This window comes from Actinomadura atramentaria DSM 43919 (genome assembly GCF_000381885.1).
In the GTDB taxonomy this organism is placed as follows: domain Bacteria; phylum Actinomycetota; class Actinomycetes; order Streptosporangiales; family Streptosporangiaceae; genus Spirillospora; species Spirillospora atramentaria.
Window position 1 is genome coordinate 168311 of record NZ_KB907222.1, and the last position, 13695, is coordinate 182005.

14 protein-coding genes and 1 pseudogene are annotated in these 13695 nt (G+C 74.0%); 8 read left to right on the top strand and 7 right to left on the bottom strand.

Features of this window, described 5'->3' with window-relative positions; all coding sequences use genetic code 11:
- Positions 1-15 precede the first annotated feature (15 nt).
- Positions 16-834 (top strand): SGNH/GDSL hydrolase family protein, encoded by an 819-nt coding sequence (locus G339_RS0127930; protein WP_019634364.1) that lies wholly within the window; start codon positions 16-18, stop codon positions 832-834.
- A gap of 13 nt (positions 835-847) precedes the next feature.
- Here the strand turns inward: G339_RS0127930 and G339_RS0127935 are convergent, their stop codons facing one another.
- The 4 genes from G339_RS0127935 to G339_RS35575 all read right to left on the bottom strand — a co-directional run bounded on the left by G339_RS0127935 (position 848) and on the right by G339_RS35575 (position 3508).
- Positions 848-1102, bottom strand: a complete 255-nt coding sequence (locus G339_RS0127935; RefSeq protein WP_019634365.1) for a hypothetical protein — start codon at positions 1100-1102, stop codon at positions 848-850.
- Between the two features lie 223 nt (positions 1103-1325).
- On the bottom strand, positions 1326-2693 hold the full coding sequence (locus G339_RS0127940) for a DUF6297 family protein (protein WP_019634366.1): 1368 nt from the start codon (positions 2691-2693) through the stop codon (positions 1326-1328).
- A 205-nt stretch (positions 2694-2898) separates the two neighbouring features.
- Positions 2899-3108 carry a DUF5999 family protein gene (locus tag G339_RS0127945; protein ID WP_019634367.1) on the bottom strand — a complete coding sequence of 70 codons (210 nt, stop codon included), beginning with the start codon at positions 3106-3108 and terminating at the stop codon, positions 2899-2901.
- Between the two features lie 154 nt (positions 3109-3262).
- On the bottom strand, positions 3263-3508 hold the full coding sequence (locus G339_RS35575) for a hypothetical protein (RefSeq protein WP_019634368.1): 246 nt from the start codon (positions 3506-3508) through the stop codon (positions 3263-3265).
- Between the two features lie 288 nt (positions 3509-3796).
- Here G339_RS35575 and G339_RS35580 point away from each other — a divergent pair, with 288 nt between their 5' ends.
- The 5 genes from G339_RS35580 (at position 3797) to G339_RS0127975 (ending at position 8792) form a co-directional block, all read left to right on the top strand.
- Positions 3797-4459, top strand: coding sequence for a DedA family protein (locus G339_RS35580; protein ID WP_033324531.1), 663 nt, complete (start codon positions 3797-3799; stop codon positions 4457-4459).
- On the top strand, positions 4456-5634 hold the full coding sequence (locus G339_RS0127960; protein ID WP_019634370.1) for a sensor histidine kinase: 1179 nt from the start codon (positions 4456-4458) through the stop codon (positions 5632-5634). Before G339_RS35580 ends, G339_RS0127960 begins: the two co-directional genes overlap by 4 nt.
- Complete coding sequence (locus tag G339_RS0127965) at positions 5625-6269, top strand: response regulator (RefSeq protein ID WP_019634371.1); 645 nt, start codon at positions 5625-5627, stop codon at positions 6267-6269. Before G339_RS0127960 ends, G339_RS0127965 begins: the two co-directional genes overlap by 10 nt.
- 19 nt (positions 6270-6288) lie before the next feature.
- Positions 6289-6813, top strand: coding sequence for a YbaK/EbsC family protein (locus tag G339_RS0127970; protein WP_019634372.1), 525 nt, complete (start codon positions 6289-6291; stop codon positions 6811-6813).
- Positions 6814-7400: 587 nt separating this feature from the next.
- A complete protein-coding gene (locus tag G339_RS0127975; RefSeq protein ID WP_026341840.1) occupies positions 7401-8792 on the top strand; it encodes a trehalose-6-phosphate synthase in 1392 nt (463 codons plus the stop codon).
- Between the two features lie 52 nt (positions 8793-8844).
- Here the strand turns inward: G339_RS0127975 and G339_RS0127980 are convergent, their stop codons facing one another.
- A complete protein-coding gene (locus G339_RS0127980) occupies positions 8845-9429 on the bottom strand; it encodes an ATP-binding protein (protein ID WP_019634374.1) in 585 nt (194 codons plus the stop codon).
- Between the two features lie 182 nt (positions 9430-9611).
- Between G339_RS0127980 and G339_RS0127985 the strand changes: the two genes are divergently transcribed.
- Together G339_RS0127985 and G339_RS0127990 are read left to right on the top strand one after the other, a co-directional pair.
- Complete coding sequence (locus G339_RS0127985; protein ID WP_019634375.1) at positions 9612-9854, top strand: DUF397 domain-containing protein; 243 nt, start codon at positions 9612-9614, stop codon at positions 9852-9854.
- A 48-nt stretch (positions 9855-9902) separates the two neighbouring features.
- Entirely contained in the window at positions 9903-11441 is a 1539-nt protein-coding gene (locus G339_RS0127990) for an acyl-CoA synthetase (RefSeq protein WP_019634376.1), read from the top strand.
- Positions 11442-11502: 61 nt separating this feature from the next.
- On the opposite strand, the gene G339_RS0127995 is transcribed toward G339_RS0127990, so the two are convergent.
- Both G339_RS0127995 and G339_RS39580 read right to left on the bottom strand, forming a co-directional pair.
- On the bottom strand, positions 11503-13065 hold the full coding sequence (locus tag G339_RS0127995; RefSeq protein ID WP_026341841.1) for a DHA2 family efflux MFS transporter permease subunit: 1563 nt from the start codon (positions 13063-13065) through the stop codon (positions 11503-11505).
- 369 nt (positions 13066-13434) lie between these two features.
- Positions 13435-13695 (bottom strand): annotated as a pseudogene (locus tag G339_RS39580) (hypothetical protein); the annotation flags it as partial.

Consider the following 13695-nt stretch of genomic DNA (forward strand, 5'->3'; position numbering starts at 1 on the left):
CCCCTCGGAGTGCCGATGCGCCGTCCCCGTCTCCGCACGGTCGCCGCCGGGACCGCGATCACCGCGGCGTCCCTGCTCACCGCCGGTCCCGCGTCCGCGGCCGGGCCCGCCTACGTCGCGCTCGGCGACTCGTACTCGTCGGGGACGGGGACCGGTTCGTACGACCCGTCCGCCGGGGACTGCCAGCGCAGCGGCAAGGCGTATCCCCGTCTGTGGGCCGCCGAGCACAAGCCCGCGAAGTTCGCGTTCGCGGCGTGCGCGGGGGCGACGACCTCGACGGTCCAGAGCGCGCAGCTCGGCGCTCTGCACCGGAACACGCGGCTCGTCAGCATCACGGTCGGCGGCAACGACGCGGACTTCGCGGGCGTGATGCAGGTCTGCGTCATCCAGTCGGCGGCGAACTGCGAGACGGCGGTCGGCAACGCCGAGAACGTCATGAAGCGGACGCTGCCCGGCAGGCTCGACAAGCTCTACGCGGGCATCCACCGCAGGTCGCCGTCCGCGCGGGTCGTCGTGCTCGGCTACCCGCACCTCTACACGATCGTCAGCGGGTGCGTCGGCATCGGCAACGCCAAGCGCACGGTGCTGAACCGGGCCGCCGACACGCTCGACGAGACGGTCCGCAGGGCGGCGGCGCGCGCGAGGTTCGTGTTCGCCGACGTCCGGCCGCGCTTCGCCGGGCACGAGCTGTGCTCGGGGCAGGGCTGGCTGAACGCGGTCACGATCCCGTTCGGCTCGTCCTACCACCCGACCGCGCGCGGGCACGCCGAGGGCTACCTGCCGGTGTTCTCGGCGGCCGTCGACAGGGCGCTGGAGAACGCCGCCGCGCGCTGACGGCGCGGCGGGCTCAGCGGCACATCCCGCCGGACTCCTCGCCGTCGTGGTCGTTCTCCCGGGGCGCTTCGTGGTCGAGGTACTCGTCCTCGGGCCACAGCTGGTCGGCGAGCCAGGCGAGGTACTCCTCGTCGCCCGGGTCCAGTTCGGCGGTCATGGATTCGGGATGGCCGCCGGCCTCCTCCCGCGCGGGCACGGCGCGCACGAGGCGCGGCAGCCAGAGCGTGAGCATGCCGGCGAGTAGGGCGAGAACGAGAGCCGTGATCACACCGCGCCGTCCTTCCGCGTCGTATCCGAGGCGTGATCTTGCGTACGCGATCCTTGCGTAAGGAGCAAAACGCTTGAACGCTACTAGGCGGATCTATCGGATGGGAGCGCGACATGCCGCGCGCCAGGCAGAGTGATGCCGCGGAATTTCACGGGAGTTGGGACGGGTCGGCGTCGGTATACACGACCGAGACCCCCGCCGTGCCCTCTGCGGCTTTTCCGCCTCACCCCGCGACGGCCGCCTGGACGACGGCGACCGCCGCCAGCAGCGCGGGGCCGCGCGCGAGCTGCGCGACGAGCCCGACCGGGACGGCGCCGAACGCCCCGAAGTCGACCACCGGCCCGCCGTAGTCCATCGGCGGCCGGGTCGCCGTCCGGTACACGACCGCGAGCGCGCCCGCCGCCGAGATCGCCGCGGCGAGCGGCCCGACGCCGGGCGCGAGCGCCGCCGCCGCGCCCGACCACACCGCCGCGCCCGCGCCGGGGACGACCAGGTGCGCGAGCCGCAGCGACCGGTCCGCGCCGCCCAGCGCGCGCCGCAGCGCGGGTGACCGCGCGACCGCCCGCAGGCCGCCCGCCAGCCGGTCGTCGGCGAGCCACGCCGTCACGAGATGCAGCGCGGGCGGCACCGACGCCAGGCCCGCGAGGTGCGCCGCGTACGGGAGCGGGACGAGCGCCGCCCAGACGATCAGGCCCGTCCGGTCCCGCCGGACGCGCGCGACGTCGGCGCGGACGAGCGCCGCGAAGCGGTTCCCCCGGATTCGCGCGGGCCGGACCCGCCCGGTCGCGCGCGCCCGGCGCTCGAGGACGATGGACGAGAAGTAGGAGAAGTCCAGCGACAGCACGGACACCCGCGTCGCCGACGCCAGTTCGGCGCCGGAGGCGAGCGCGCTCCGGTCCAGCGAGTCCAGGGCGCGCCGCGCGGCGTAGATCGCGAGTGCGGCGGCGAGCAGGAGCACCGCCGCGACCGGCGCGCCGATTCCGCCCGGGGGTGCCGGGAGGCCCGGCCGCGCGAGCGGGACCGCCGCCGCGGCGACGGCGAGCGCGCAGGCGGCCGCGCCGAGAACACGCTGGACGCCCGCTGTGCGCCCGCCCGCCTGGACGAGCACGCAGGCGCACGCCACGAGCGTCCCGGCCGTCGCCCATGCCGCCGGCCACGGCACGGGGGCGGCCGCGAGGTCCGCCGCCGGTATCAGGACGCCGCCGACCGCCGCGCCCGCCGCCGCCCCGGCCGCCGTCGCGGCGGCGAGGTGGCCGGTCAGCAGCCGCCCGCGATCGACCGGTGCGCCGAGCAGCCACGTCCGCTCCGCCGCGCCCGCGTACAGCGGGCCGATCGCCAGCAGCGCCCTGGCCAGCAGGACGAGGGCGAGCACCGTGAGGACCGCGCCGAGCGGCCGGGTCACCGCCGTGTCGGGGGACGTCACCGCGAGCCCGCCGATCCGACGCGATCCCGCGCGCACCGCGCCGATCGCCAGCGCTCCGCCGAACACCGTGTAGACGGCGCGTTCGAGCAGGCCCGCCGCCGTCCGCCGGGGACGGGTCGCCCGCAGCCGGCGGCGCAGCGCGCGTGCGGTCGGTACGGGTACCGTCACCCGCCGACCTCGACGGCCCGGTCGGCGGCGGCGACCAGCGCGGGGTCGTGGGAGGAGAACAGCACCGCCGACCCGGCGGTCCGCTCGGCGGCGGCGTCAGCCCGACTTGCGTAGACCGGTGACGCGCAGTAGCGCGGGGACGTCGTCGGTGCTCACCGAGTGTCGTTCTCTCGCGGGAGTGCCGGCGCGCTGCGCCGGCCGCGGGTCAGTGGGGGACCGGGGTCGCGCGGCGGGGCGGGACCGCCCGGCCGTCCGGGAGCAGTTCGCCCGTGTCGTCGAACAGGACGACGCCGTTGCAGAGCAGGCTCCAACCCTGGTCGGGATGCCGGGCGATCACCTGGGCGGCCTCGCGGCCGGGGCCGCCGGCGGGCGGGCAGGGCGGCCGGTGCGGACAGGACGGGCTGGGAACGGACATGGCGACCTCCGAGCCCCGGAATGAGGACATGCCCAACAATGCTGCTGCCTGTCCGAAAAAGGCAAGGTCGTGGGAAATTCTTTACCTTCAACGCCGGCGAGATGATCAGTGGAATCGCCCATCGGGTCGGAATCCTCCGGCGGCCGCGCCGCCGTCAGTCCGCCCGGTCCTCGCCGTCCGGCGCCTGCCAGGAGCGTTCCAGGTCCAGGTACTCGTCGTCCGGCCAGTGGTGGGCGGCGAGCCAGGCCAGGTACTCCTCGTCGGCGGGATCGAGGACGGCCGTCAGCGACTCGGGATAGACGTCCGGGCGGGGGAGCGGCGGGGTCCGCCGGACGGGCGCGACCCGCGACATCAGCAGGCAGAGCAGCGTGAGCGCGGCGGCGGCGGTCGCGAAGGCCATCGGGGTCCTTTCATGATCTCTCGGGAGGCATGTCGATCATGAATGTGATTCACAAAACCCTGCGCACGCTACAAGGAACCCGCCCCGCCCGGAAGCAAATCGCCCGGCATGTCCGGCATCTCCCACCCAAGATCCGGAGACCGAAACGGACGGCCGCCCGGGCCCGGAACCCCGCCCCCCGCGACCGGGGTGCGGTTCTCCGCAGGACGGACCCTGCGGCGCGCGGCCGGTGAACCCGGCGGCGCACGCCCTGTCCCGGCCCACCGCCCGCTTCGTACCGTCGAAGCCATGATCAACGCAGTGGACTGGGCCGTCGACCTCATGGACGAACTGGGCGCGCCGGGCGCCGGAATCGCCATCGCCCTCGAGAACCTCTTCCCGCCGATCCCCAGCGAGCTCATCCTGCCGCTCGCCGGGTTCACCGCCGCGCGCGGCGAGATCGGCCTGGCCGCCGTCCTGTGCTGGACGACGCTCGGCGCGGTGGCGGGCGCCCTCGCCCTGTACTGGCTCGGCGCGGCGATCGGCCGCGACCGCGTCCGCGCCCTCGCGGTGCGGCTGCCGCTCGTCAAGGCCGCCGACCTGGACCGCACCGAGGCGTGTTTCGCGCGGCACGGCCGCAAGACCGTCTTCTTCGGCCGGATGATCCCGGTCTTCCGCAGCCTGATCTCCCTCCCGGCCGGGGTGGAGCGGATGGCGCTCGTCCCGTTCCTGATCTGCACGACGCTCGGCAGCCTGATCTGGAACACGCTGTTCGTCCTCGCCGGATACGTCCTCGGCGACAACTGGCGGCTCGTCCAGGACTACGCGGGCATCTACTCGCGCGCCGTCGTGGCCGTCGTCGCGGTCGCGGCCGTCGCGGTCCTGGCGGTCCGTATCGTGAAGTCCCGCCGCAAGGACGGCCCGGCCGAGTACACGGGCGGGCGGGAACGAGGATGGGACGACGGGACGTGAAACCACCGGCGCGCGCCGCGCGGAAGGCCGCCGGGCTCGCGCTCGGCGCGCTGTCGGCGGTCGCGGAACTGCTCTTCCTCGCGGTCGCGGCGCTCGTCATGGCGTACACGGCGGCGTCCTCGCTGGCGTCCGCGCGCGGCCGCGACGAGGTCCCCGGCGCGCTCGCCGACGCGGCCGTCCGCGTCGCGCGCGCCGAGCACCGCAGGCTCGGCGCGTTCCTCGGCCACCGCGAACCCGCCGAGTTCGGCCCGCTGCGCGCCCTCGCCTACCTCGTCCTGCGCGTGCCGGTCGGCCTGCTCGGCGGCGCGGTCCTGGCGCTCGTCGCCTACGGCGCGGCCGAGGCCGCCGCGCTGGCGGTCGGCTGGTGGGTCACCGGCGACCACCTCGACGGCATCCCGCCGGACGGATGGATCGTCGCCTACGTCGCCGTCGCCGGGCTCGTCCTGCTGTTCCTCGCCGTCCAGGGCCTCGCCGGCGTCGTCGCGCTGGAGCGGCGGGTCGCGCGCCGCTGCCTCGGCCCGAGCCGGCTCGCCGAGTACGAGCGCCGCATCGCGCAGCTCGCCGAGAGCCGCGCCGACGTCGTCGAGGCCGTCGACGACGAGCGCCGCCGCATCGAACGCGACCTGCACGACGGCGTCCAGCAGCGCCTGGTCGCCCTCGGGATGCTGATCGGCCGCGCCCGCCGCGCCGACGACGGCGACCGCGCCCGCGACCTGCTCCGCCAGGCCCACGAGGAGGCCCAGCGCGCGCTGGCCGACCTGCGCGAGACGGCGTGGCGCGTCTACCCGGCCGCGCTCGACGGCGAGGGCCTGCGCGCCGCGCTGGAGACGGTGGCCGAGCGGTCCCCGCTGCCGGTCGGCATCGACTACGACGTCCCCGAGCGGCCGCCGCACGCCGTCGAGACCGCCGCGTACTTCGTCGTCTGCGAGGCCGTCACCAACGCCGCCAAGCACTCCGGCGCGCGCCGGGTGAGCGTCCGGGTGACGCGGGGGAGCGCGCCGGACGGCAGGATGGTCGCCGTGCGGATCGAGGACGACGGACGCGGCGGCGCGGACCCGGCGGGCGGCGGCCTGGCCGGCCTGGCGCGCCGCGTCGCGGCCCTGGACGGAACCTTCACCGTCGCCAGCCCGCCGGGCGGTCCGACCGTGATCGGGGCGGAGCTGCCGTGCGGGTGATCCTGGCCGAGGACTCGACGCTGCTCCGCGAGGGCCTGGTCCGGCTGCTCGCCGAGGAGGGCCACACCGTCACCGCCGCCGTGGGCGACGGCGCGGCGCTGCTCGCCGCCGTCGAGGCCGAACCGCCCGACGCGGTCGTCGTGGACGTCCGCATGCCCCCCGGCCACACCGACGAGGGCCTGCGCGCCGCGCTGGAGATCCGCCGCCGCTGGCCCGCCGTCGGCGTGCTGGTCCTGTCGCAGTACGTCGAGCGCCGGTACGCCGCCGAGCTGATCACGGCGGACACCGGCGGCGTCGGCTACCTGCTCAAGGACCGCGTCGCGCAGGTGGACGAGTTCCTGGACGCGCTCGACCGCGTCGGCGCGGGCGGCGCGGCGTTCGACCCCGAGGTCGTCCGGCGGCTGGTGGCGGCCAGCTCGCACGCCGACCCGCTCGCCCGCCTGACGCCCCGCGAGCGCGACGTCCTCGACCACATGGCGCAGGGCCGCACGAACGCGTCCATCGCCGAGCACCTGTACGTCTCGCGGAGCGCGGTGGAGAAGCACATCAACGCGATCTTCGACAAGCTCGACCTGTCCCACGCGGCCGGGTACAGCCGCCGCGTCCTGGCGGTCCTGCGGTACCTCGGATCGTGATGAGCACGGAGGGAACGACATGAGCGAGCTGACCTGGATTCCGGCGGCGGACCGGACGGACCTGCTGGCCCCGCCCGTCGCGGCGGCGCTCGGCGCGGCGCCGGGCGCGCGCGTCGCGGAGATCGACGCCGGCCTCGCCGACACGGCGGCGTTCTGCGAGCACTACGGCACGCCGCCGGAGACGAGCGCGAACTGCGTCGTCGTCGCGGCCCGGCGCGGCGGCGAGACGACCTACGCGGCGTGCCTGGTGCTCGCCGTGGACCGCGCGGACGTCAACGGCGCGGTGCGGCGGCGGCTCGGCGCGCGCAAGGCGTCGTTCGCGCCGATGGACGAGGCGACCGGCCGCACCGGCATGGAGTACGGCGGCATCACGCCGGTCGGCCTGCCGGCGGGCTGGCCGGTCCTGGTGGACGAGGCCGTCGCGGCGGCGGACGACCTGGTGGTCGGCAGCGGCCTGCGCCGCTCGAAGCTGCTCGTGTCCGGCGAGGAGCTGGCCGCGCTGCCGGGCGCGGAGGTCCTGCTGATCGTGCGCCGCGGGGAGTGATCCACGGGAACGGTCCGATGATCACGCCACCGGACGGCGCGGGCGCGGACCGTGACCCGCAGCGCCCACCACGACTCGGCCGTGTGTGACTTCCGTCACATTTTGTGGGTTAAGCTCAGGATTCGTCCCATTTGTTGTGCTTTGGGGCATTAAGTCGGCTGGTCAACGCCCTGCCAGTGGCGCATCGCACACATGTTCGGACCGTGACAATCCCATCGCGCTGCGCCAGGAACGCGCCCGCGGCGATTGGACGGGTGCAACGGTCCACCCGCCCCGCGGCGGCCCTTTTCGGGCGCGCCGAGCGGGCCTCCGGACACCCTTGGCACGGTCCACTGGCCGGTCGTTCTCCCAGGTCCCCGGTTTCGGCTGCCCGTTAAACAACTTATGTCCTGTGTTACGAGTGACGCTCGGTCATCCGCATGGGACCGTTCCGGACGGGTAGAGACCCCGCGCCCCCGCCGACCGAGGGGCTCGACCCCCGGCTGACCTCCGGCATCGCCGAGCGGGGGGAGAATGACCACTGAGTTCCGGAACTTCGGTTCCGGGCATCTTGATCACCAGGGGTGCCTGGGAAAGGCGGGTCGTGGGTGTCGCGCGAGAGTGAATTCGTGGTGGTGGCCAACCGGCTTCCGGTGGACCGGGTGGCGGACGGGAACGGGTGGCGGCGCAGCCCCGGCGGGCTGGTCAGCGCGATAGCTCCGGTCATGCGGAGCCGTCAAGGGACATGGGTCGGCTGGTCCGGTGCGGCGGGCGAGAGGCTGGCGCCGTTCACCGAGGACGGGATGCACCTCGTGCCCGTCGAGCAGACGGCCGAGGACGTCGAGCTGTACTACGAGGGCTTCTCCAACGCGACGCTGTGGCCGCTGTACCACGACGTCGTCGCGCCGCCCGTCTACGACCGGGCGATGTGGGACGCCTACGTCCGCGTCAACGAGCGGTTCGCGGCGGCGGCCGCCGAGACCGCGGCCGAGGGCGCGGTGGTGTGGGTGCAGGACTACCAGTTGCAGCTCGTCCCCGCGATGCTCCGCGAGCTGCGGCCGGACCTGCGCATCGGGTTCTTCCTGCACATCCCGTTCCCGCCGCTGGAGCTGTTCTACCAGCTCCCCTGGCGGCGGCAGATCCTCGAGGGGCTGCTCGGCGCGGACCTGGTCGGGTTCCAGCTCCCGGGCGCGGCGGCGAACTTCGTCCGGCTGTGCCGCCGCCTGCTGGACGCCCGCACCGCCAAGCAGGACATCGAGTGGGAGGGCCGCAGCGTCCGGGCGCGGGCGTTCCCGATCTCGGTGGACGTCGAGGAGCTGCGCGACCTGATCGCCCGCCCCGAGGTGCGGTGGCGGGCCGACGAGATCCGCGCCGACCTCGGCGGCGGCACCGTCCTGCTCGGCGTGGACCGGCTCGACTACACCAAGGGCATCACCCAGCGCCTCCAGGCGTTCGGCGAGCTGTTCGCCGACCGCGAGCTGAAGCCCGGCGAGGCGGTGTTCGCGCAGATCGCGACGCCGAGCCGCGAGCGCGTCGAGCAGTACCAGCTCCTGCGCGACCAGATCGAGCAGCAGGTCGGGCGGATCAACGGGCAGTACGCCGAGCTGGGCTCGCCCGTCGTCCACTACCTGCACACCTCCTACGACCGGGAGGAGCTGGCGGCGCTGTTCCTGGCCGCCGACGTGATGGTGGTGACGCCGCTGCGCGACGGCATGAACCTCGTCGCCAAGGAGTACGTGGCGTGCCGGGAGGACCTGCGCGGGACGCTGGTCCTCAGCGAGTTCGCGGGCGCGGCCCCCGAGCTGCGGCGCGGCGCGTTCCTGGTGAACCCCTACGACATCGACGGGCTGAAGGACACGATGCTCGCCGCGATCCGCTGCGAGCCGGCCGAGCAGGGCCGCCGGATGCGGACGATGCGCAAGCGCGTCCTGGAGCACGACGTGGACCGCTGGGCCGCCGCGTTCCTGGACTCCCTGGAGGGCGAGCCGGCGGCGGCGTGAGGACGCGCGAAGGCCCGGCCTCCCGCGCGGGGGACCGGGCCTCGGCGGTGCGTCAGGAGGCGGGCAGGTCGAACGCGGCCCAGACGGCCTTGCCGCCGCTGCCGAGCGGGGCCCAGCCCCACGCGGAGCTGACCGAGCCCACGACGAGTAGCCCCCGGCCGTTCTCGGCGAAGACGTCGTCGGCGGGCAGCGCGGGCTCGGGCCGTCCGCCGCCCGGGTCGGTGACGACGGCGACGAGCCGCCGCGGGTGCCCGAGCAGGACGAGCTGCAGCCGCCGCCCGGCCCCCGGCGCGAGGTCGCGCAGGCCGTGCCGGAGCGCGTTGGTGACCAGTTCGGAGACGGCGATGACGACGTCGTCGCCGACCGCCTCGGCCCCCCACTCGGCGAGCGTGACGGCGGCGAAGTCGCGGGCCTCGCCCACGGCCTCGGGCGCGGCGGCCAGCACGGCGCGCGCGGTGCGCGGCGTGCCCGCGTGCGGCTCGGGCCAGAACCCGCGCAGGCCCGGCTCGGGGACCGGCGAGTTCCAGGAGGCCCGGCGGCGGTGCGCGGGCGCGGTGTGGTCGGCGTCGGGCCGCCGGTGCCGCCGCGGACCGTCGGCTGCGGGGACGGCGACGGCGTGTGCCTGGTCAACGATCATTGTCAGAACCCCAAGGCGAACGGGTGGAGCGGGGGCGGGCGTTCGCTATCTTGCTCCCCAAGCCGTGCAGATGCAAGACCGTATGCATGAACAAATGCACGTGCATCTCGTACCATTCGTGATGGGGTGGGCGGGATCACGGCCTCCCGGAGGCGGGAGGCGGAGACGCCGGAGGGGGCACGATGAACGGCCAGGAGCTGCCGGCCGCGGGGGCGGTCGGCCTCGTGTGGCAGAAGAGCCGGCGGAGCGATCCGACGGGCGACTGCGTGGAGCTGGCGGAGCTGCCGGACGGCGACATCGCGGTCCGCAACTCGCGCTACCCGGACGGCCCGTACCTCGTCTACACGCGGGCGGAGGTCGAGGCGTTCGTGGGGGGCGCCAAGGACGGGGACTTCGACCACATGCTCGTCGGGTCCGCCGGGTGAACCGAACGCCATTCCAATCGGCGTCCGGTCGCGGTAGCGTGCCGGAGCATGCACCTGGGGCAGATCGCCGAGCAGACGCCCGACCGGCCCGCCGTGATCATGGCGGGCTCCGGCCGCGTCGTCACCTTCCGTGAACTGAACGACGAGTCCAACCGGCTGGCGCGGCTGCTGCACGCCGCCGGGCTGCGCCCCGGCGACCACGTCGCCTTCCTGCTGGAGAACCACCCGCTGTACCTCGCGGTCGCGTGGGCGGCGCAGCGGTCCGGCCTCTACTACACGCCCGTCAGCTCCCGGCTCGGCCCGGACGAGCTGGCCTACATCGTCGACAACTGCGAGGCGAAGGCGTTCATCACGAGCGCGGCGCTCGCGGAGACGGCGACGGCGGTCACCGACCGGACGCCGGGGGTCGCGCTGCGGCTCATGCTCGACGGCACGGCCCCCGGCTTCGCGTCCTACGAGGACGCCGTCGCCGCCCACCCGCCGCTCCCGCTGGAGACGGAGCGGGAGGGCATGGACATGCTCTACTCCTCCGGCACCACCGGCCGCCCGAAGGGCGTCAAACCGCCGCTCCCGCTCACCCCGATGGGGACGCCGGGGCCGCTCTACCAGCTCATCTCGTTCCTGTTCCAGCCCGACGGCGACTCGGTGTACCTCTCACCCGCGCCGCTCTACCACGCCGCGCCGCTGCGCTACTGCCTGAACCTGCACCGGTTCGGCGCGACCGTCGTGGTGATGGAGCGGTTCGACCCGGAGGCGGCGCTCGCCGCGATCCAGCGGTACGGCGTCACGCACAGCCAGTGGGTGCCGACGATGTTCATCCGCATGCTCAAGCTCCCCGACGAGACGCGCGCCCGCTACGACCTGTCCACGCTGAGGTACGCGATCCACGCCGCCGCGCCCTGCCCCGTCGAGGTCAAGCAGCGGATGATGGAGTGGTGGGGGCCCGTCCTGCACGAGTACTACGCGGGGACGGAGGGGAACTGCTTCGTCTACGCGGGCCCCGAGGACTGGCTGGCGCACCCCGGCACGGTGGGGCGGCCGCTGCTCGGGGAGATCCACGTCTGCGACGAGTCCGGCGCGGAGGTCCCGCCCGGCGAGCAGGGCACCCTGTACTTCGGCGGCGGCCCGGAGTTCGAGTACCACGGCGACCGCGCCAAGACCGAGGCGTCCCGCGACCCGCTCGGCCGGGGGTGGTCCACGCTCGGCGACATCGGCCGGGTGGACGCGGACGGGTTCCTGTACCTCACCGACCGCCGCTCCTACATGATCATCAGCGGCGGGGTGAACGTGTACCCGCAGGAGGCCGAGAACGTCCTGGCCGTCCACCCGAAGGTCGCGGACGCGGCCGTGTTCGGCGTCCCCGACGCCGAGATGGGCGAGGCCGTCCACGCCGTCGTCCAGCCCGCCGACCCGGCCGACGCCGGACCGGAGCTGGCGGCCGAGCTGATCGCGTTCTGCCGCGACCGCCTCGCGCACTACAAGTGCCCGCGCACGGTCGACTTCCGCGCCGAGCTGCCGCGCCACCCGACCGGCAAGCTGTTCAAGCGGCTCCTGCGCGACGAGTACTGGGCGGACGCCCCCGCGTAAGACGAAGGCCCCGCCCCCGGAGAACGCGTCTCCGGAGGCGGGGCCGCCCGCCGGAATCCGATCAGTGGATCGGCATCTTCTGCATCTCCACCGGGTCCGCGCCGGACTCGGCGGCGTCCGGGCGGTGGCGCGGCAGCACCAGGGCCGGGATGAACGCCAGGACCAGCAGCGCCAGCGACCACCAGTAGGTGTGCTGGAACGCGTCGGACATCTTCTTGACGACCTGCGCGATCACCTCGGGCGAGGGGTTGGCCGGTCCGCTCTGCGCCTCGCCGACGGCGGGCAGGCCCTGCGAGCGGAACTGCGACGCCAGCAGGACGGCGATGAACGCGGTGCCGACCGAGCCCGCCACCTGCTGCAGGATGTTCAGCCCGGTGCTCGCGCGCGGGACCTCGTCGTGCTGGAGCGTCTGCAGCGCCGCCGACATCGCGGGCATCATCGTCATGCCCATGCCGAGGCCCATGACGAACAGCGCCGAGCCGAGCAGCCAGTACGACGCGTCCGGCGTGATCTGCGTGGCGAACCCGGCGACGCCGACCACCACGACCGCGAGGCCGACCAGGACGACGCGGCCCGGGCCGAGCCGGTCGGTGAGCTTGCCGCCGATCGGCATCGTGACCATCGCGCCGAGACCCTGCGGGGCCAGCAGCAGGCCGGACGAGAACGCCGACTCCATCCGGACCGACTGGTAGTACAGCGGCAGGATGAGCATCGCGCCGAAGAACGCGCACGCGAACAGCACCATCGTGCCCGACGCCGCCGCGACGGACCGGCGGCGGAACAGCCGCAGGTCGATCAGCGGGTTGGTGTTGCCGCGCCGCAGCGCGTGCCAGACGAACGCGATGACCAGGAACGCGCCGCCGATCGCGGCGACCAGCACGTCGGGGCGGCCGAAGTCCTGGTTCTGCGCGCCGGTGGCCAGGCCGTAGATCAGCGCGGCCAGACCGGGCGACAGCAGGGCGAGGCCGACGAAGTCGAGCCGCTCCGCCGGGCGCGGCTCGTCGCGCTTGAGGATGCGCGCCGACAGGACGAGCGCGAGCGCGCCGATCGGCACGTTGATGTAGAAGATCCAGTGCCAGGACACGTCATCGACGAGCCAGCCGCCGATGATCGGGCCGAGGATCGGGCCGAGCAGCATCGGGATGCCGACGATGCTCATCACCTGGCCGACGCGCTTGGGCCCGGCGGCCTGGGTCAGGATCGTCATGCCGGCGGGCATGATCATGCCGCCGCCGAGGCCCTGCAGCACGCGGAACGCGATCAGCGACTCGGCGCTCCACGCCATGCCGGCGAGCGCCGACCCGATGACGAACAGCGCGATCGACGTCATGTAGAGGCGCTTGGTGCCGAACCGGGCGGACGCCCAGCCCGTCACCGGGATGACCGTGGCCAGCGCGAGCGTGTAGCCCGTGGCCACCCACTGGATGGTCTCCAGCGGGGAGTGGAACGTCTGGCTCAGGTCCTTGAGGGCGACGTTGACGACGGTCACGTCCAGGATCGACATGATCGCGCCGAGGACGACCACCATCGCGACCGCGATCACGCCGCGATCGAGCCCTCCGCCGCCGGCGGCGGCCTCGGGTGGTGGGCCGTCCATCGCCGAGGGAGACGCGGGAGCGGTCAAGACTCTTTCCAATCGTCGGGCCCGCGCGGGGGCGCGGGCAGGGGTCGGTCCGGGACGCGGATGCCGAGATACCGCAGCAAAATACTGCAGCTACTGACACTTTGCGACTCGATAACGTTCGCGGACCAGTGGAGTATTCCGTGCGGGTCGGACAGTCTGGACTCGCCTGTTCGGACACCCGCGCAGGTCGGGTCCCCGACCGTCGCCCGGAGGCTTCCCCGAGGTCAAGGAAGTGTGACGCAGGCGACACCGGGCCCTGCACCCGGTACCGACCGCCCCGGCCGCGCGAACTCACCGCCCGGGACGGCCGGGAGCCCCGGCGCGGACCGCCGGGGCTCCCGAGTGGTGGTGCGGGGGCGGGGCTCAGGGTCATCCGAGGGGCTTGGGTTCGCCCTTGGTGCCGGCGCCCTTGCCCCACTTGAGGATTTCGTACTTGACGCCCTTGATGTGTCCGGCGTCGGAGCCGGTGTTGTACTTGGACTTCGGCGTGCCGCCGTCAAGCAGGTGACGGAACGTGTAGGTGTCCAGGTCGAGCATCACGCCGCGGTGCGAGGGTTCGCCGGGGCCTCGGTCGCCGATGAACCCGGTGACGCTGCGGCCTTCGTAGGAGACCTTGACCTTGGTGTGCAG

Bases quoted from the DNA above. Each gene is read 5' to 3' on its own strand.
- G339_RS0127930 (WP_019634364.1), top strand. From the start codon at position 16: ATGCGCCGTCCCCGTCTCCGCACGGTCGCCGCCGGGACCGCGATCACC.
- G339_RS0127945 (WP_019634367.1), bottom strand. From the start codon at position 3,108: ATGTCCGTTCCCAGCCCGTCCTGTCCGCACCGGCCGCCCTGCCCGCCC.
- G339_RS35575 (WP_019634368.1), bottom strand. From the start codon at position 3,508: ATGGCCTTCGCGACCGCCGCCGCCGCGCTCACGCTGCTCTGCCTGCTG.
- G339_RS35580 (WP_033324531.1), top strand. From the start codon at position 3,797: ATGATCAACGCAGTGGACTGGGCCGTCGACCTCATGGACGAACTGGGC.
- G339_RS0127970 (WP_019634372.1), top strand. From the start codon at position 6,289: ATGAGCGAGCTGACCTGGATTCCGGCGGCGGACCGGACGGACCTGCTG.
- G339_RS0127980 (WP_019634374.1), bottom strand. From the start codon at position 9,429: ATGATCGTTGACCAGGCACACGCCGTCGCCGTCCCCGCAGCCGACGGT.
- G339_RS0127985 (WP_019634375.1), top strand. From the start codon at position 9,612: ATGAACGGCCAGGAGCTGCCGGCCGCGGGGGCGGTCGGCCTCGTGTGG.
- G339_RS0127990 (WP_019634376.1), top strand. From the start codon at position 9,903: ATGCACCTGGGGCAGATCGCCGAGCAGACGCCCGACCGGCCCGCCGTG.